The following is a 17,271-nucleotide window of genomic DNA, read 5'->3' as shown; positions in this document are numbered from 1 at the left end:
GCGACAGCGCGACATCCGGCGATGCCGGGCGGCGCGGGCGCTACCATGCCGCTCCCCTCGGGATGGCCGAACGCATGCAGATCCAGGACAACCAGCGGCCGCTGGAAGACGGCATCCACACCGACCTGGCCGGTCGCACCACATATGGCGGCTATCTGCGCCTGGACCAACTGCTGGCCGCGCAGCAGCCGCTGTCGGCGCCGCCGCACCACGACGAGATGCTGTTCATCGTCCAGCACCAGGTTTCCGAGCTGTGGATGAAGCTGATGATCCACGAGCTGAGCGCGGCCATCGGCCACCTGCGGCGCGACGAGGTCTGGCAGACGCGCAAGGTGCTGGCGCGCGCCAAGCAGGTGCTGCGCCAGCTGACCGAGCAGTGGTCGGTGCTGGAGACGCTGACGCCCTCGGAATACATGGGCTTCCGCGATGTGCTCGGCCCGTCCTCGGGCTTCCAGTCGCTGCAGTACCGGCAGCTGGAATTCATGCTGGGCAACAAGAACGCGGCGATGCTCAAGGTGTTCTCGCACGATCCGGCCGGCCAGCGCGCGCTGGCCGCCGCGCTGGAGGCGCCGAGCCTGTACGAGGAGTTCCTGCGCTACCTGGCGCGCTTCGGCCACGCGGTGCCGGCCCAGCACCTGGAGCGCGACTTCAGCCACGCGCACGTGCGCGACGAGGCGCTGCTGCCGATGTTCGAGCGCATCTATGCCGATACCGACCGCTACTGGCGCGAGTATTCGCTGGCCGAGGACTTCGTCGATCTGGAGACGCAGTTCCAGCTGTGGCGCTTCCGCCACATGCGCACGGTGATGCGCGTGATCGGCTTCAAGCGCGGCACCGGCGGCTCCTCGGGCGTGGGGTTTCTGAAGCAGGCGCTGGAGCTGGAGTTCTTCCCCGAGCTGTTCCAGGTGCGCACGGTGGTGGGGCTGACAGGCCCGTCAGCCTGAATCCGGCGCGATTGGTTTCATTTGACGCAATGACCCGCCTGCGGCCATCCTGCGCCGTCCCCCGCGCGGGGCGTTTTTTTGTCTACGCACGATTCAAGAGGGGAATCTGACGCATGACCGCCCAGTCCAACTGGTCCACGCTCGAGCCCGCGCCGCCGGCCAATGGCGATCCGCCGAAGTTCGACAACCTGATGGGGCATCCGCGACCGCTGTGGATGCTGTTCATGACCGAGTTCTGGGAGCGCTTTGCCTTCTATGGCATCCGCTGGGCCCTGGTCCTGTACATCGTGGCGCAGTTCTATGGCGGCGATGCGTCCGGGCAGGCCGATGCCAGCCGCACCTACGGCGCCTACCTGGCGCTGGTCTACGCGGCGGCGATCTTCGGCGGCTACATCGCCGACCGGGTGATCGGCTATCAGCGCTCGATCCTGCTCGGCGCGGTGGTGATGGCCGCGGGCCTGTTCCTGATCTCGGTGCCCAACCACCAGGTGTTCCAGCTGGGCCTGTCGACCATCATCGTCGGCAACGGCCTGTTCAAGCCCAACATCTCGACCATGGTCGGCAAGCTCTACGGGCTGAAGGACGAGCGCCGCGATTCGGGCTTCACCATCTTCTACATGGGCATCAACATCGGCGCGATGATCGCCCCGGTGCTGACCCAGTACCTGGCCGAGCAGGTCTTCGGTACCCAGGCCATGCCGTCCTACAAGATGGTGTTCATCGCCTCGGGCGTGGGCATGCTGGTGTCGCTGGTGTGGTTCTACATCGGCCGCCGCGGCCTGGGCGGCATCGGCACGCCGCCGGCCAACGCGCAGGGCATGGGGCGCACCTGGCTGGTGGCGGTGGGCTGCGTGCTCGCCGTGCCGGTGGTGTACTTCCTGCTGGCCATGGGCGCCAACGCGCTGGCCTGGGTGCTGGGCGTGATGTTCATCGTGCTGTCGGTACTGCTGCTGGTCGAAGGCGTCCGCGAGGGCCGGGTCCAGCGCGACCGCGTGATCGCGATGCTGATCATCTTCCTGTTCAACGTGCTGTTCTGGTGCTTCTTCGAACAGGCCGGCAGCAGCTTCACCTTCCTGGCCGATGAGATCGTCAACCGCCAGTTCGGCGACTGGACCTTCCCGACCGCGTGGTTCCAGTCGGTCAACTCCATCGCCATCATCACCCTGGCGCCGCTGATCGCCTGGCTGTGGGTGCGCATGGGGCGCTTCAACCCTTCCATCCCGCGCAAGTTCGGCCTTGGCCTGCTGTTCAACGGCTCGGCCTTCCTGCTGTTGATGTTCGCCCTGTCCACCCTGGTCAGCGACGCCGGCAAGATCCCGTTCTGGACCTTGTTCATGGTCTACGTGCTGCAGTCGGTAGGCGAGCTGTGCCTGTCGCCGATCGGCCTGTCGATGGTGACCAAGCTGGCGCCGGTGCGCCTGGTCGGCTTCGGGATGGGCGGCTGGTTCCTGTCCACCGGCATCGGCAACAACCTCTCGGGCATCTTCGCCGGGCTGGTCAGCGGCAAGGGCGGCATGACCGTGGCCTCGGCGCAGCACGCCTACACGATGGGGTTCTGGATCCTCACCGGCTTCGGCGTGGCGCTGTTCCTGATCGCCCCGCTGGTCAACAAGCTAATGCACGGGGTGAAGTAAGCCACGGTCCGCACGGCGCCGCGGCGGCTCAGCTCGCCGCGGCGTGTCTGGGTGGAGGCGGGTGCTTCAGGCGCCCGCGTGCCCGCGCACGAAGGCGGCCGCCAGCCGTATGGCATCGGCGCCATCGCGGTCGCCGCGCAACGCACGCACCAGCCGCGCCGGCGTCATGCCGGTGAATCGGGTCAGGTCGTGGGTGGCATGCGCCTGGTCGCTGTAGCCGTGCTGCGCCGCGGCCTCGGCGATGGGCGAGGCCGCGCCATCCAGCGTCCGTAGCAGCCCCTGCAGGCGCCGCACCCGCGCGTACTCCTTCGGCGTCAGGCCGACCGCCGTGAGGAAGCGCGCCTGCAGCGTGCGCAGGGACACGCCCAGCCGGTCGGCCAGCGCGGTCATGCGCAGATCGCCCTCGGCGGTGTCCAGCAGCGCGGCGGCCTGTTCGGCCAGTGGGTCCAGCGCGAAGCCGGCGCAGTGGACCTGCAGCAGATCCCACAGCGGCTGGTGCGTCCCGGCGCTGACGCTGGCCTGGGTCGCCTGCGCGAACCGCTGCGCGAATGCAGGGTCCAGGGTGTAGAGGTCCGGGGCCTGTTCGCGCAGGGTCGGCAAGCGCCCGCCGGCGACCAGCCCACTGGCGGCCGCGGTCAGGCGCACGCCGATGCAATGCACCGGGCCGGCGGCTTGCAGCCGGATGGGGCCGCGTTGCTGCGCGGCGAAGCAGAACGCCTGATCCGCCCGCAGCTGTCCGTCGGCCCCGTGGAAGCGCAGGGGCACGCCCAGCTCGGCCAGCAGTTCGCAGCGCCCGTCCGGGTACACGGTCTGGATGGCCGCGTCGGGCGTGGCGTCGCGCAGCTCCCACAGACAGTCCACGTAGCGGCGCAGCGCCGGCGGCGGCGTGTGTTCGGCGTAGTCCATGGCTGGGCATCGAACCGCCGCGCGCGTGTTTTTACAAGCCTTGCCCGCCGTGGCGTCGCTAAGGTCGCCTCATCTTCTGGACGGGGGTGCGAAATGCGGATGGCAGCGACGATGATGGTGATGGGGTTGGGACTGTGGTCGGGCGCTGCGCAGGCCGCTGCGCCCGACCTGGCGTGGCTGTCGGGCCGCTGGTGCGGGAGCGAGGCCGGGCGGGTCATCGAGGAAGCGTGGCTGGCGCCTGTCGGAGGCGAGCTGATCGGGATGTCGCGGACCGTCAAGGGCGAGGCGACGCAGTCCTTCGAGTTCATGCGCATCGTGCGCGAGGGCGAAGGCCTGGCGATGCGCGTCCAGCCCAATGGCGAGACGGCGACGGTGTTCCCCATGGTGGCCAGCGGCCCGGGCTGGATCAGGTTCGGCAACCCCGCGCACGATTTCCCCAACACGATCGAGTATCGGCGCCAGGGCGAGCGCCTGAACGCCTGGATCGCAGGCCCGGGCCAGGATGGAAAGCCCCTGCGCATCGACTTCGACTACACCCGCTGCGCGCCGTGAGCGCGCGATCAGGCCCCAGGGGCGCACGCGGCGCCCTCTGAAACAAAAACGCCGCGGGAGACCGCGGCGTTTTCTTCTCGGCGTTGCCGCGCGCTCAGCCCAGCGGCGGGTTGCGGTCGGCCGAGGACACCGGGCTGACCGGGGCGTCCTTCAGCCCGGCCAGCAGGTTGTCCATGCCGCTGCCGGCCAGGCGCTGCATCAGCGTGTGCAGCTGGGCGACCTCGGCCTCGTCGAGGACCGAGAGCAGGCGGCGTTCGCACTCGAGCACCAGCGGGGCCACGGTGTCGTGCAGGTCGCGGCCCTTCTCCGACAGCGCCAGCACCGAGCGGCGGCGGTCGTCGCCATGGATGTCGCGGCTGACCAGGCCGCGTTCGAGCAGGCGCGCCACCGCGCGGCTGACCGCCACCTTGTCCATCGCGGTCTGCTCGGCCACCTCGCCGGCGGACAGGCCGGGATAGCGGCCGAGCACGCACATCGTGCGCCACTCGGTCATCACCAGGCCGAAGCGGCGGTAGTACTCGGCGGAAATGGCCTGGCTGACGCGGTTGGACAGCACGCTCAGCTGGTAGGGGACGAAGGTTTCCAGCTGCAGGGTCAGCGGCTGGGCCGGTGGCAATGGGTCGGGCTGCTTCATGGTGCGGTGCGGCTTGTCAGCTTGTTTCAGATGAAACTATGCTGTCGCCAAGTCCTTTGCAAGGTGGGAGAAATGTCCGTGAGCGCCCAGCCCTCCATCCAGGCCCCGCAGACCAAGCCGCAGGTTGCCACGTTCGACAACCCAATGGGCATCGACGGCTTCGAATTCGTCGAATTCGCCGCCCCCGCCGGCCAGGGCGGCCAGCTGCACGACTACTTCCGCAAGCTCTGCTTCACCCAGGTGGCGCGGCACAAGACCCGGGCCATCAGCACCTATCGGCAGAACGACTGCACCTTCCTGATCAACGAGGACCCGGATTCCTTCGCCGCCGACTTCGCCGCCGAGCACGGACCGAGCGCCTGCGGCTTCGCCATCCGGGTCAACAAGCTGGCCGAATGGGCGCGCGTGCAGGCGCTGAAGAACGGCGCCGAGCAGATCGGCCCGCGCGAGCTGACCAAGGCCGTGGCCGCGCCGGTGATCAAGGGCATCGGCGGCTGCATGCTCTACATCGTCGACCGCTACGACAGCAGCGGCACCATCCACGACCCAGACTACGAGTGGCTGCCGGACGCCGAGCGCATGCCGAAGGGATTTGGCTTGACCTTCATCGACCATCTGACCCATAACCTCTACCCGGGCAACATGGCGCAGTGGGCGGACTACTACGAGCGGCTGTTCAACTTCCGCGAGATCCGCTACTTCGACATCAAGGGCGCTAAGACCTGCCTGTTGTCCAAGGCGATGACCGCACCGGACGGCATGGTGCGCATCCCGCTCAACGAATCGTCCGATCCCAAGTCGCAGATCAACGAATACCTGGATGCCTACAAGGGCGAGGGCATCCAGCACATCGCCTGCTTCACCGACGACATCTACGCCACGGTCGAGCAGATGCGCGCGGCGGGCGTGGACTTCCTGGATACGCCGGAGACGTATTTCGAGGTGATCGATCAGCGTATTCCGGACCACGGCGAGGACGTCGAGCGCCTGGCGCGCAACAAGATCCTGATCGACGCCGATCCGGAGACCGGCAAGCGCAAGCTGCTGCAGATCTTCACCCAGAACGCGATCGGCCCGATCTTCTTCGAGATCATCCAGCGCAAGGGCAACGACGGCTTCGGCGAAGGCAACTTCAAGGCGCTGTTCGAGAGCATCGAGCGCGACCAGATGCGGCGCGGCGTGCTGTAAGGCGTGTCTTGAGCCCCTCTCCCTTTGGGAGAGGGGTTGGGGTGAGGGTCCGGCGAAGTCCAGATGGCGAACGACGCTATGCTTCCAGCAAGCTTCCAGACAGGACGTCTGCCCATGCCAGGACGCATCAAGCCACCGCTGCCGACGCGGACGCTGCGCTACGCGCGCGTCTTACGTCGCGAGATGACCGATGCCGAGCGGCTGCTCTGGAAGCAGCTGCGCGGTGGTCAGCTGGAAGGACTGAAGTTCCGGCGGCAGCATCCGATTCCGCCTTATCTCGCGGACTTCTGCTGTATCGAGCGCAGGATGATCGTCGAGCTGGATGGCGGCCAGCATTCGCAAGGTCGCGATGCGGCACGCACGGCGTTTCTTGAATCGCAGGGGTGGCGCGTGCTGCGCTTCTGGGACAACGAGGTGTTGTTGGAGGTTGAGGCGGTGGTCGAGGCGATCTGGCATTTCGCCTACGGACGTACCCTCACCCCAACCCCTCTCTCCCACAGGGACTTCCTCCGGTCGCCGGGGGGAGAGGGGCTTTAGTGAGCCGCGAGACGTAGACAGGTGGGTGGGTCCATGAATTCGACGCAGTACATGACCGGCTTCGGCAACGCGTTCGCCAGCGAGGCGATCGCCGGGGCGCTGCCGGTGGGGCGCAATTCGCCGCAGCTGGTGGCCTTCGGGCTGTATGCCGAGCAGCTGTCGGGCACGGCGTTCACTGCGCCGCGCGGGCAGAACCGGCGCAGCTGGCTGTACCGGATCCGGCCGGCGGCGATGCATGGCGGCTTCGCGCTGTTCGAGCAGGCGCCCGACTTCCACAACGGCTTCGGCCAGGGGCCGGTGAGCCCGGACCAGCTGCGCTGGTCGCCGCTGCCGCTGCCTGAGGCGCCGACCGACTTCGTCGAAGGCCTGCTGACCATGGCCGGCAACGGCGCGGCCGAGGCGCAGCACGGCGTGGGCATCCATCTGTACGCGGCCAACCGCGATATGGCGGGGCGCTGGTTCTACGATGCCGATGCCGAGCTGCTGATCGTGCCGCAGCTGGGCCGGCTGCGGCTGGCCACCGAGTTCGGCGTGATCGAGCTGGAGCCGCAGCAGGTCGCGGTGATCCCGCGCGGCGTGCGCTTTGCGGTGACGCTGCCCGACGGCCAGGCGCGCGGCTACGTCTGCGAGAACTTCGGCGCGCCGCTGCGCCTGCCCGAGCTGGGGCCGATCGGGTCCAACGGCCTGGCCAATCCGCGCGATTTCGAGACGCCGGTGGCCGCCTACGAGGACATCGAGGGCGACTTCGAGCTGATCGCCAAGTTCCAGGGCCATCTGTGGCGCGCGCCCATCGGCCACAGCCCGCTGGATGTGGTCGCCTGGCATGGTAACGGGGCGCCGTACCGCTACGACCTGCGTCGCTTCAATGCGATCGGCTCGATCAGCTTCGATCATCCCGATCCGTCGATCTTCACCGTGCTGACCTCGCCCAGCGACACGCCTGGCACGGCCAATCTGGATTTCGTGATCTTCCCGCCGCGCTGGCTGGTGGCGCAGGACACGTTCCGCCCGCCGTGGTTCCACCGCAACGTGGCCAGCGAGTTCATGGGCCTGGTGCACGGCGCCTACGACGCCAAGGCGGAAGGCTTCGCGCCGGGCGGGGCCTCGCTGCACAACGGCATGACCGGACACGGGCCGGATGCGGCCACGTTCGAGAAGGCCTCGCATGCGGACCTGTCCAAGCCGGACGTGATCACCGACACGATGGCCTTCATGTTCGAGACGCGGGCGGTGCTGCGACCCACGCGTCAGGCGATGGAGGCCGCGCACCGCCAGCGTGACTACCAGCAGTGCTGGGCAGGCCTGAAGCGCAACTTCCAGCCGCCGGGCTGAGGCCTGTCGGGGCGGCAGGCGTCGGCGTCTCCAGCGCGTGCAGCTGGTCCTCGGGCAGCACCTCGCGCAGGCGGTCGGCGATGCGCTGCACGTAGCCGCTGGAGGTCAGGGCCGGCAGCAGCTCCAGCGCTTCGCGCATGGTCTGGACCGCCAGGTCATCGTCGGCGGCGCGCTGCAGCTGGGCGTGCAGGCGCAGGGCGTCGGGATGGCGCTGCAGTTCGAGCATGCCGAGCAGGTACAGACGCGCGGCCACCATCGAGCGTCGGTGCGCCGCAGGCGCGGGCGTGGCGATGGGCGCGGGCGTAGTGGGTGCCGCCGGCGCGTATGCAGGCCGCGGCTGCGGGGCGGGCTCTTCGGCCAGGTCCAGGTAGCCGGCGCGGATCAGCGCGGCCACCTGCAGCGCCGTGTCGGGGCCCAGCATCGCGGTCAGCGCCTCCAGGCTGCGCTGGCCGTCGGCCAGGATCAGCACGCGCCGCTGGCGCATGTCCAGGCCCGCGCGATGGGTCTGCAGGGCGGCGTGGGCCTGGTCGGTCTTGCGCGGGCGCATGCGAAGGCGGATCGGAGGGAGGCGCGTGCAGCCTCCGTGGTGTCGATGAAGCGGCGGTGACACCGGTGGCGTGCATGTGCGCAAGTGCGGGCCCGGTCCGGATTTGCGTGAGATTCACCGGCGCCCGCTAGGCTGGGGCGGACCGATATCCGCCTTCGAGGAGCCCGCCTGCATGAAATCCCTGCTGCCCCTGACTGCCGCGCTGGCCCTCACCCTGGCCGCGTGCAAGCCGGCCGACACGCCGCAGCCCAGCACGCCGGCCGCCTCCGAGCCGGCCGCTTCCACGCCGGCGCAGGCCTCGCCGCCGCCCGCGACCGGCGAAGCGGACCCGCAGGCCAACGTGCCGGCCACCTGGCAGGGCTATGGCGATCTGAAGCTGGGCAGCACCGCCGACGCCGCGCGCCAGGCCTGGGGCGGCGAGCTCAACAGCAGCACGCCCTCGGAGGGCGGCGCCTGCTATCAGCTCACGCCCAAGTGGGCCACCGACAAGGCCGACGTGGCCTTCATGATCGAGGGCGATCACTTCGTCCGCTACGACGTGACCACGTCCAAGGAAGTCGCGCCCGGCGGCGGCAAGGTCGGCATGGACGAGGCCGCGCTGCGCGCGCTGTACGGCGACAAGCTGCAGTCGATGCCGCACAAGTACGTCGAAGGCGGCAAGTACCTGAGCGTGGACGGGCAGGGCGGCGCGAAGCTGGTCTTCGAGACCGGCGCCGACGGCGTGGTCACCAACTGGCGCGTGGGCCTGCCGCCGCAGATCGACTACGTCGAGGGCTGCGCGTAACGCGGAGTGTGGGTGGGTGTGTCTGTAAGGCCATTGTCTCTCCTGCTCGGGGCGCGCCCACCTTGTAGAGCGGAGCTTGCTCCGCTGCCTTTCGACCGGGTCATCGGGAACGCCCGGCGGAGCGAGCCCCGCTGCCTTTCGACCCGGTCATCGGGAAAGCTTCAGCGGAGCAAGCTCCGCTCTACAGGTGGGGTTCCCCTCAGGCCTTGCGCGGGAACAGGTAGATCAAGGTCCCCACCACCATCGCCGCGCCGACCGCCAGCAGGTTGGCCAGGCTGGCGCTGCACAGCAGGCCCAGGGTGAGCAGCAGCGCCAGCACCGGGATCAGCGGGCCACCGGGCAGGCGCAGGGCGTTGGGGTTATCGCGATGCCTGCGCGCCAGCACCAGCACCGCCGCCGCGGTGCCGATGTAGGCCAGCAGGCGGGTCACCATCGACAGCAGGGCGAGCTTCTCGAACGAGCCCGACAGCGCCAGCGCCACCGACAGCACGCCCTGCACGATGATCGCCGCGGCCGGCGTGCGGAAGCGCGGATGCACGCCCGCCAGGAACTTCGGCCCGAAGCCGTCCTGCGCCAGCGCGAACAGGAAGCGCGGCCCCAGCATCACCGTGTTGCTGGTGGTGCCCAGGATCGAGATCACCGCGCCCACGGTCAGCACCAGCGCCAGGCCCTCGCCGCCGAAGCGCGCGGCCGCATCGGCCAGCGGCGTGGCCGACTCGGCCAGGCCGGGCAGGGTACCCATCGCCACCACCTGCACCGCGGCGTAGATCAGCGTCACCAGCGCGATCATGGTGATCAGGGCGAAGGGCACGTCGCGGCGCGGGTTGCGGAATTCGCCGGCGGCGGCCGGGATGTTCTCGAAGCCGGCGTAGGCGAACAGCAGCAGCAAGGCCGCCTGGCCCAGGTTGGGCAGGTCGCGCAGGTCCGGCGCGGTGCCGGCGAAGGCCAGCGACCAGTCCATGTAGAACAGGCCGACGACCACGAACAGCAGCAGCGGCACCAGCTTTCCGATCACCAGCGCCACGCCGGTGCGCGCGGCCGAGCGCACGCCGATCACGTTGATCGCGGTCAGCAGGCCCAGCGAGCCGATCACCACCACCAGGCGCCCGGCGCCGCTGGCGGCCCCCGGCCAGAAGCGCGAGACCGCATCGGCCAGGCCGTTGCCCAGCGCCGCGGCCGAGCTGATGCGCGTGAGCCAGATCATCCAGCCGACCTGGAAACCCGCGTAGCGGCCGAAGGCCTCGCGGGCGTAGAGATAGCTGCCGCCCGGCTGGTCGAAATAGCTCGCCGCCTGCGCGTAGCACAGCACCAGCAGCGCCACCGCCACGCCGGCCAGCAGCACCGCCCACAGGCTCAACGGCCCCATCAGCGCAACCGTCGCCGCGGGCAGCAGGTAGATGCCGCTGCCGATGACGTCGTTGATCGACAGCCCGACGATCTGCCAGCGGCTGACCGCGCGGACCAGCGTGCCCTGCGCGGGCGTCGGCGCGGCGCTCACGGCTGCGTGGCCGCGGGCAGCGGCGGCAGCGACCAGGCGCGTTGCAGACGCTGGTACTCGGGCCGGGGCAGCAGCACGAACAGCGGCCGGCGCGCCGGATCCAGCCACGCCTGCAGCGCCTCCATGCTGGCCGGCGCCATGGCCGTGCAGCCGGCGGTCGCCTCGCCGGGCTTGCGCCACAGGTGGGCGAAGATGCAGCTGCCCAAGCCCGGCGTGGCCTTGGCGTTGTGTTCGATCACGAAGCCGCGGGCGTAGCGCGGATCGCCGTCGTTGTGCAGATCCAGCCGCATGTGCTCGCTGGCGCCCTTGACGGCCTGCGCGCCGACCTGGCGTTCGTCGACGATCCGGTTGTAGAGCGGCGAGTCCGGCACGTCCACGCACCAGCTCGAGGCCTGCATCTGCTGGTAGGCGAGTCTGGTGTCGACCGAGGGCGCATAGCCGAAGGCCTCGCCGATGCCGTAGATTCCGGCCGGGCTGCGGCCATCGCCCTCGCGCTTGCGCGGACCTTCGTGCTGGGCGGGGAACAGGCCTTCGCCCCAGGCGCTGCCCTGCTTGCCGATCGCCACGGCGAAGGCCGGCGCCGCCGGTTTCCAGCCCGTTCCATCGCGTTCGAAGGTCTGCAGCCGGCCCTGGGTGTCGTCCCAGCCGCCGGTGGTGACCACCACCAGCTGTTGCGCCTGGGACATCGCGGGCGGGGCGGTAGTGCCTTTGGCCAGGGCCGGCTGCGTGGTCAGGACCAGCAGCGTGCACAGCAGGAAGTGGGGCAAGCGCAGGGACATGGACGCTCCGCGGGGCAGGGGTCAGGCGTCGAGCAGGTGCTGGACGCGCTCCAGGTTGACCGCCAGCTGGCGCTCGCGGTCGGGGTTGGTCTGGCACAGCAGCACGAACACGAAGTCCAGAAGGGACTGCAGCGAACAACGGTACAGCAGCTGGGCGATGTGCGGGGCCGGATCGTGCGCGGACACCACCAGCGCCGCATCGGCGTGCGCGCGCAGCGGGTTGGCGGTGTGCCGGGTGATGGACACCACCGCGCCGCCGGCGTCCTGGAACTGGCGCGAGATCTGCGACAGCTGCGGCACCTGGCCGAACTCGGACAGCAGGATCAGCACGTCGCCCGGCCGCGCCGCCGAGACGTTGGTCATCATCAGGATCGCATCGGCGTGATGCACGGTCAGCACGCCCAGCAGCGACAGGCGCATGGCGAATTCGCGCGCGAACAGCCCGTCGTCGCCCAGGCCGCATACGAACACCTTCTGCGCCCGGTCGATGCGCGCGACGATCTGCTCGATGCGCGCGCGCGGGTTGAGCAGGCGGGTCTCCTCCTCGGCCGCGGCCTTGCTGCGGCGCAGGCTGTCTTCCAGCCGGGTGTAGGCATCGCCGCCGTCTTCGGACGCGGTCGGATCCGCCGGCTGGCCGCCATTGCCGCGTGCGATGGCCTGGCCGACCGAGTACTTCAGGTCCGGATAGCCGCGGAAGCCGAGCTTCTGGCTGAACTTCACCACCGAGGACTGGCTGATGCCCAGCGCGCTGGCTAGCTGCTGGGAGGAGTAGTCGCGCAGCAGGTGGGCGTTGTCGAGGATGTAGTCGGCGATGCGCCGCTCGATGGCGGACATGCGCTCGCGTTCGGCGCGGATCTTGAGCAGGGGGGGCATCAGCCGGTGCTCCTGCGCGAGTTGTTGCCGTTGCCGTTGCTTGTGCTGTTGCCGTTGCTGTTGTGCTCTTTCCGCCCCCCTCCGCAGCGGCGATGCCGACGGGTCAAACCCCGCAGGGGCGCCGCGCATGGATGCGCGGCGTTTCCGGTCGGGGCAGGATGCCCCGTCCGGAAATTCCCGTCGGCAGCGCGGACCCGGCGCGCCGCAGGCGCGGCGGGCGCGAGGACCGGGGTGTGCTTTCTTTGGCCTACCTTTCTTTGCACAAGCAAAGAAAGGTAGGTCGTGCCCCGGAGGGGCGCGAAAGCCTTTGCTGTTACATGCTGCTCTGTGTTGGAGGAGTGCCGCGTTGAGTCAAGGAGAACGCGAACGCGTTTGAGGGTTGCGTGGTTCGCTTTCCTCCGATCGAGAGAGCGAGCGCGCTGGTGTTGCAGCTTCTGTTCAAAGCAGGGGCAACGGCCAAAGCGTTTCTCGCCCTGTCGGGCGCGAGTCACTTTTCTTTGCTTGTGCAAAGAAAAGTAACCAAAAGAAAGCACACCCCGTCCTCGCGCCCGTCGCGCTACGCGCGCCGGGTCCGCGTGACCGGCGGGGATTCGCGGAAGGGGCATCCTGCCCCTGCCGCGAACGCCGCGCATCCATGCGCGGCGCCCTTCGGGTGTTTCCCCGCCGGTCCCGCCGCTGCGGAGGGGGCCCGGAAAAGCACAAGCAACGGCAACGGCAGAAGCAGAAGCGCCTCCCGTCTTCCCCGCGAACGCGGGGACCCAGTGACTTACGTGCAGGAGAGGCAAAGGCGCTGGATCCCCGCCTTCGCGGGGATGACGGCCGCAAGGACGCGCGGCGTTCCGGAGAAGGCGCATGTGCCTCACGGCGCGAGCAGCTCCAGCCCCTGGATCTCGCGGATGCCCAGCCCCGGCGCATCCGGGATGCTGATCTCCGACTCGTCGAACAGCACCCCGCCGACCACCGGATTGAACTGGCCTAGCGAGGGCCCGTCCAGATCGATCTTGGTGATCACATTGGCCTTGGCCACCGCCAGATGCACCGCCGCGGCCACGCTGATCGAGGACTCGATCATGCAGCCGATCATGCAGTCCACGCCGTACAGCGCGGCGATATCCGCGATGCGGATGGCGTTGGACAGCCCGCCGGTCTTCATCAGCTTGATGTTGATGATGTCGGCGGCGCGGCGTTGGATGAGGTCGAACACCTGCTGCGGGGCGAACACGCTCTCGTCGGCCATCACCGGCGTGTTGACCCGCTCGGTGACGTACTTGAGGCCGTCGATGTCGGCGGCCTTGACCGGCTGTTCGAGCAGTTCGAGTACTACGCCGGCGTCCTCGAGCTTGCCCATGGCATAGACCGCCTGCTTGGCGGTCCAGCCCTGGTTGGCGTCCAGGCGCAGCAGGGCGCGGCCCTCGACCGCGGCGTGGATCGCCTTGACCCGCTCGATGTCCAGGCCGATGTCCTTGCCGACCTTGATCTTCAGCGACTCGAAGCCGCGCTCCAGCGCGGACAGCGAGTCGGCCACCATCTTGTCGATGTAGTCCACGCTGATGGTGATGTCGGTGGTGATCACCGGATCGCCGCCGCCCAGCAGCTGGTACAGCGGCGCGCCGTAGCGCTGCGCCCACAGGTCGTAGAGGGCGATCTCCACCGCGGCCTTGGCGCTGGTGTTGCGCTCCATCGCGGACTGCACCAAGGCGGTCAGATGATTGAGGTTGGCGATGTCCTGGCCGATCAGGCGCGGGGCGATGAAATGGCGGATGGCCTCGATGATCGAGCCATGCGTGTCGCCGGTGATCACCGCCGTGGCGGCTGCCTCGCCGTGGCCGGTGTGGCCGCTGTCGGTGCGGATCAGCACGATCACGTCCTCGACCGTGTCCACGGTGCGCAGCGCGGTCTTGAACGGGGTCTTCAACGGCACGCGCAGCATGCCCAACTCGATGTGGGTGATCTTCATTCTTGGGCTTTCGGGCGGATGCGCTGGATGTTGGTGATGCGGTCGACATAGCTGGCGGTGTCGCTGGCCAGCATCGGTTCGAGCGGGGTGACCGACACGCCGTTGAGGTGGCCGGCCACGCGCTTGCCGTCGGCGCCGGCCCAGCCGCCGCCGGCGGTGTCGTGGATGACGTAGGTCAGGCCGTTGGCGTGGCCCAGCACCACCATGACGTGCCCCGGGATGTAGACCAGGTCGCCGAGCGCGAGTTGCCCGACCGCGGTCAGGCGCTTGGCATCGGGGTCGTCGGGGGCGAAGGCGATGCGATCCAGCGCCGGGCTGACCGCCTGCTGCGAGGTATTGCGCGGCAGCAGCACGCCGAAGCTGCGGTAGACCTCGGAGGTGAAGCCGCTGCAGTCGCGCGCGTCGTAGGAATGGCCCCAGCCGTAGCGCTCGCCCAGGAACTTGAAGGCCTGGGTGATGAAGTGGCCCGGGGTCAGCGGCAGGTAGTCGGCCGCCGTGTCGGCCGTGCGCGGCAGCAGCGCCGGCACCAGCGCCAGCGAGCCGTCGGCGTTGCGGATCGGCAGCTGGATCACCCAGGCGGTGTAGGGCAGCTGGCCGTTGACCGGCTGGGTCGGCGCCCAGTCGGCCAGCACCGGCACGCGCACGCCCATGTCCAGCTGCAGCTGCGAGACCTGCGGTTGCTCGGGCGTGAACACCGTGGTGGCGGTGGCACCGGTGACCACGCGGTACGGGCCGCGCGCGCCGTAGTCGAACACCTGCTGCGCGCTGCCCAGGCCGACGAAGCGCTTCTCGATCCAGGCGCTGTAGCGCTCGGAGGTCACGAACAGCCACTGCCCGTCGCGGCTCTCGTGCAGCACGGCCACCGCATCGCCGGGGAACAGCGCGCTTTCCTGGAAGCGGTCGATGTCGTGGTCGTCCACGCTGCTGAAGACGCGCCTCGCGGTCGGGAAGGTACGCAGGTCGGCGCGATGGGTGACCAGGCCGTAGCGCAGCGGCGTGGCGGCGGGCACGGCGTCCAGCGCCAGGCTGGCCTGCAGCGCGTCCAGGGCGGCGGCATCCAGCGCCTGGCCGTCAAGGCCGTAGAGCGCGCGCGTGGGCCGCACCGACAGCGCCTGGATCGCCTCGACCACCTGCGCCCTGGGCAGCTGCGCGGGCAGGGCGCGCAGGTCGTGGATGGCCGGGTCGTCGCGGCGCATGCGCGCGTTCTGCGCGGCGATGCCGGCGCGGTCCAGCAGCACGCGGTCGGGCTGTCGCTGCCTGGCGATCCAGTAGGCGGCGGTGAGCTTGGGCGGATCGACGCCGACCACGCCGGTCACCGGGTCGATGGCGACCTGCGGCACCGGCACGCGCGCGGCCAGCGAGCCGATGGCCAGCAGCGACAGCAGGGCGCAGCAGGCGGCCGTGCGCAGGGCGTGGGCCGGGGAAGGCGGGCGCGTCATGGGGTGTCGCTCCGGAATCGATGAAGAAAAATAATTATTCCTCGTGATCTGAAATGCAAGAATAAATTATTGACCAGGCGCAGCCTGCGTGCTAATCGTGTCGTCCTCCGCCGCTGCCCGACGACCGCCTCGACGTGGACGCCTCGACCTGCCCCGGTTCTTCCTCCGCCGCCCGCCTGGCGCGCAGCGCCCTGCTGTGCCTGGTCCTGGCGACCGCGCCGCTGGGCGCGCGCCCGGCCGCGCCCCCTGCGATGGTGCCCGAAGTGATCGCGCAGGTGGACCGCGGCCAGTTCCGGCAGGCGCAGGCCGGCATCGATCAGGCCCTGGCCGATGCCACGCTGGACGCGTCCACGCGCCAGGCCCTGCTCGACCAGCGCGAGCGGATGCGCCGCATCCGCCTGGATTTCAGCCTGGACCGCGCCGCGGCCTTCGCCAGGGTGCAGCAGGCGATCCCCGACCTGCGCCAGGACGAGTTCGACGCCTGGGACGCGCAGGGCCTGATCGAGCACATGGACATCGACGGGCAGCGCTGGTGGTTCAAGCGCGCCCCGTCCAACCTGTTCCTGCTGAGCAGCCAGGCCGTGGCGCGCCGCGCGCAGCCGCGCGCGCCCTCCGATGGCCCCAACGAGCGCCTCAACGACCATCACCGCGAAGTGCTGCGCGAGGCCAAGGCCAGCGGCCGCACCAGCGTGGCGCCGCGCCGCATCGAGGTGACCCAGTCCCTGACCGTCAAGGCCGATGCGGTGCCCGATGGCGAAACCATCCGCGCGTGGATTCCCTATCCGCGCGCCATCCCCGGCCAGCAGGAAGACATCGTGTTCCTGGACAGCACGCCGGCCGGCGCGCGCGTGGCCGGGACCGAGGCGCCGCAGCGCACCGCCTACCTGGAGGCCACCGCGCGCAAGGGCCAGCCCACGCGCTTTGCCGTGCATTACGCGGTGACCGTGTATGCGCGCCACTTCGCCATCGACCCGGCCAAGGTGGTGGCCACCCCAAGCGACCCGGCGCTGAAGCCGTTCCTGGCCGAGCGTCCGCCGCATGTGGTGTTCACCCCGCAGCTGCGCGCCTTCTCCCGGCAGGTGGTGGGCGATGAGACCAACCCGTACCGCATCGCGCGCAAGCTGTTCGCCGCAGTGGACAAGATCCCGTGGGCCGGGGCGCGCGAGTACTCGACCATCAGCAACATCTCCGACTACGCCCTGCACGCCGGTCACGCCGACTGCGGCCAGCAGACCCTGCTGCTGATCGCGCTGCTGCGCATGAACGGCATCCCCGCGCGCTGGCAGAGCGGCTGGGTGTTCTCCGACGATGCGGTGGGCTACGACAACATCCACGACTGGGGCTGGCTGTACCTGGCGCCCTATGGCTGGGTGCCGATGGACGTGACCACCGGGGCGCTGGACAGCGCCGACCCGGCCGAGCGCGACTTCTACTTCGGCGGGCTCGACGCCTACCGCATGGCCTTCAACGACGACTGGTCGGTGGGCTTCGCCCAGCCCAAGGCGACGTGGCGCTCGGACGATGTGGACTCGCAGCGCGGCGAGGCCGAGTGGCGCGGCGGCAACCTCTACTACGACCAGTGGAGCTACGACTTCAAGTGGCATGTGGCGCCGCTCACGCAGGCGCCCTGAGCCCTTTCGATCTTCCCCACCATTTCACCTGAAGGA

The 17,271-nt window shown here is 69.4% G+C and carries 15 protein-coding genes; 8 read left to right on the top strand and 7 right to left on the bottom strand.

Translation table 11 applies throughout. The features are described 5' to 3' along the window. The first annotated feature begins 74 nt into the window (after positions 1–74). The gene (locus EAT51_RS17310; protein WP_130517588.1) at positions 75–944 is read left to right on the top strand and encodes a tryptophan 2,3-dioxygenase; all 870 of its coding nucleotides are present in this window, start codon (positions 75–77) and stop codon (positions 942–944) included. A gap of 113 nt (positions 945–1,057) precedes the next feature. Next, a complete protein-coding gene (locus tag EAT51_RS17305) occupies positions 1,058–2,578 on the top strand; it encodes a peptide MFS transporter (protein ID WP_130516365.1) in 1,521 nt (506 codons plus the stop codon). Between the two features lie 66 nt (positions 2,579–2,644). Here EAT51_RS17305 and EAT51_RS17300 read toward each other — a convergent pair whose 3' ends face one another. Next, positions 2,645–3,484, bottom strand: coding sequence for a helix-turn-helix domain-containing protein (locus EAT51_RS17300; RefSeq protein ID WP_130516367.1), 840 nt, complete (start codon positions 3,482–3,484; stop codon positions 2,645–2,647). 120 nt (positions 3,485–3,604) lie between these two features. Here EAT51_RS17300 and EAT51_RS17295 point away from each other — a divergent pair, with 120 nt between their 5' ends. Next, a complete protein-coding gene (locus EAT51_RS17295; protein WP_228257984.1) occupies positions 3,605–4,036 on the top strand; it encodes a DUF6265 family protein in 432 nt (143 codons plus the stop codon). Positions 4,037–4,130: 94 nt separating this feature from the next. On the opposite strand, the gene EAT51_RS17290 is transcribed toward EAT51_RS17295, so the two are convergent. Then, a complete protein-coding gene (locus EAT51_RS17290) occupies positions 4,131–4,670 on the bottom strand; it encodes a MarR family winged helix-turn-helix transcriptional regulator (RefSeq protein ID WP_130516372.1) in 540 nt (179 codons plus the stop codon). Positions 4,671–4,748: 78 nt separating this feature from the next. Between EAT51_RS17290 and hppD the strand changes: the two genes are divergently transcribed. From hppD to EAT51_RS17265, 4 genes are all read left to right on the top strand, one after another. Next, positions 4,749–5,858 (top strand): 4-hydroxyphenylpyruvate dioxygenase, encoded by a 1,110-nt coding sequence (gene hppD / locus EAT51_RS17285; protein WP_130517590.1) that lies wholly within the window; start codon positions 4,749–4,751, stop codon positions 5,856–5,858. A gap of 114 nt (positions 5,859–5,972) precedes the next feature. Then, entirely contained in the window at positions 5,973–6,395 is a 423-nt protein-coding gene (locus EAT51_RS17280; RefSeq protein WP_205953498.1) for an endonuclease domain-containing protein, read from the top strand. Between the two features lie 33 nt (positions 6,396–6,428). Beyond that, on the top strand, positions 6,429–7,727 hold the full coding sequence (hmgA, locus tag EAT51_RS17275) for a homogentisate 1,2-dioxygenase (protein ID WP_130516374.1): 1,299 nt from the start codon (positions 6,429–6,431) through the stop codon (positions 7,725–7,727). A gap of 719 nt (positions 7,728–8,446) precedes the next feature. Next, positions 8,447–9,058: a lectin gene (locus EAT51_RS17265; protein ID WP_130516376.1), complete on the top strand. Its 612-nt coding sequence runs from the start codon at positions 8,447–8,449 to the stop codon at positions 9,056–9,058. A 199-nt stretch (positions 9,059–9,257) separates the two neighbouring features. On the opposite strand, the gene EAT51_RS17260 is transcribed toward EAT51_RS17265, so the two are convergent. The 5 genes from EAT51_RS17260 to EAT51_RS17240 form a co-directional block, all read right to left on the bottom strand. After that, positions 9,258–10,556, bottom strand: a complete 1,299-nt coding sequence (locus EAT51_RS17260; protein WP_130516377.1) for an APC family permease — start codon at positions 10,554–10,556, stop codon at positions 9,258–9,260. Continuing rightward, a complete protein-coding gene (locus EAT51_RS17255) occupies positions 10,553–11,335 on the bottom strand; it encodes a L,D-transpeptidase family protein (RefSeq protein WP_130516379.1) in 783 nt (260 codons plus the stop codon). Before EAT51_RS17255 ends, EAT51_RS17260 begins: the two co-directional genes overlap by 4 nt. Positions 11,336–11,356: 21 nt before the next feature. Beyond that, positions 11,357–12,208 carry a MurR/RpiR family transcriptional regulator gene (locus EAT51_RS17250; RefSeq protein WP_130516381.1) on the bottom strand — a complete coding sequence of 284 codons (852 nt, stop codon included), beginning with the start codon at positions 12,206–12,208 and terminating at the stop codon, positions 11,357–11,359. Between the two features lie 859 nt (positions 12,209–13,067). Then, on the bottom strand, positions 13,068–14,165 hold the full coding sequence (locus EAT51_RS17245; protein ID WP_130516383.1) for a dipeptide epimerase: 1,098 nt from the start codon (positions 14,163–14,165) through the stop codon (positions 13,068–13,070). Then, complete coding sequence (locus EAT51_RS17240) at positions 14,162–15,604, bottom strand: C40 family peptidase (RefSeq protein ID WP_130516385.1); 1,443 nt, start codon at positions 15,602–15,604, stop codon at positions 14,162–14,164. Before EAT51_RS17240 ends, EAT51_RS17245 begins: the two co-directional genes overlap by 4 nt. A 251-nt stretch (positions 15,605–15,855) precedes the next feature. Between EAT51_RS17240 and EAT51_RS17235 the strand changes: the two genes are divergently transcribed. Continuing rightward, the gene (locus tag EAT51_RS17235; protein ID WP_130517592.1) at positions 15,856–17,235 is read left to right on the top strand and encodes a transglutaminase-like domain-containing protein; all 1,380 of its coding nucleotides are present in this window, start codon (positions 15,856–15,858) and stop codon (positions 17,233–17,235) included. The last annotated feature ends 36 nt before the right edge of the window (positions 17,236–17,271 follow it).

This window comes from Pseudoxanthomonas winnipegensis, assembly GCF_004283755.1.
In the GTDB taxonomy this organism is placed as follows: Bacteria; Pseudomonadota; Gammaproteobacteria; order Xanthomonadales; family Xanthomonadaceae; genus Pseudoxanthomonas_A; species Pseudoxanthomonas_A winnipegensis.
Note: the sequence above shows the minus strand (reverse complement) of the source record. Positions and strands in the feature narration are given on the sequence as shown.

Coding starts and splice junctions, on each gene's coding strand:
- EAT51_RS17250 (WP_130516381.1), bottom strand. CDS start 12,208: ATGCCCCCCCTGCTCAAGATCCGCGCCGAACGCGAGCGCATGTCCGCC.
- EAT51_RS17245 (WP_130516383.1), bottom strand. CDS start 14,165: ATGAAGATCACCCACATCGAGTTGGGCATGCTGCGCGTGCCGTTGAAG.
- EAT51_RS17295 (WP_228257984.1), top strand. CDS start 3,605: ATGGGGTTGGGACTGTGGTCGGGCGCTGCGCAGGCCGCTGCGCCCGAC.
- EAT51_RS17305 (WP_130516365.1), top strand. CDS start 1,058: ATGACCGCCCAGTCCAACTGGTCCACGCTCGAGCCCGCGCCGCCGGCC.
- EAT51_RS17290 (WP_130516372.1), bottom strand. CDS start 4,670: ATGAAGCAGCCCGACCCATTGCCACCGGCCCAGCCGCTGACCCTGCAG.
- EAT51_RS17310 (WP_130517588.1), top strand. CDS start 75: ATGCAGATCCAGGACAACCAGCGGCCGCTGGAAGACGGCATCCACACC.
- EAT51_RS17255 (WP_130516379.1), bottom strand. CDS start 11,335: ATGTCCCTGCGCTTGCCCCACTTCCTGCTGTGCACGCTGCTGGTCCTG.
- EAT51_RS17280 (WP_205953498.1), top strand. CDS start 5,973: ATGCCAGGACGCATCAAGCCACCGCTGCCGACGCGGACGCTGCGCTAC.
- EAT51_RS17300 (WP_130516367.1), bottom strand. CDS start 3,484: ATGGACTACGCCGAACACACGCCGCCGCCGGCGCTGCGCCGCTACGTG.
- EAT51_RS17240 (WP_130516385.1), bottom strand. CDS start 15,604: ATGACGCGCCCGCCTTCCCCGGCCCACGCCCTGCGCACGGCCGCCTGC.
- hmgA (WP_130516374.1), top strand. CDS start 6,429: ATGAATTCGACGCAGTACATGACCGGCTTCGGCAACGCGTTCGCCAGC.
- EAT51_RS17265 (WP_130516376.1), top strand. CDS start 8,447: ATGAAATCCCTGCTGCCCCTGACTGCCGCGCTGGCCCTCACCCTGGCC.
- EAT51_RS17235 (WP_130517592.1), top strand. CDS start 15,856: ATGGTGCCCGAAGTGATCGCGCAGGTGGACCGCGGCCAGTTCCGGCAG.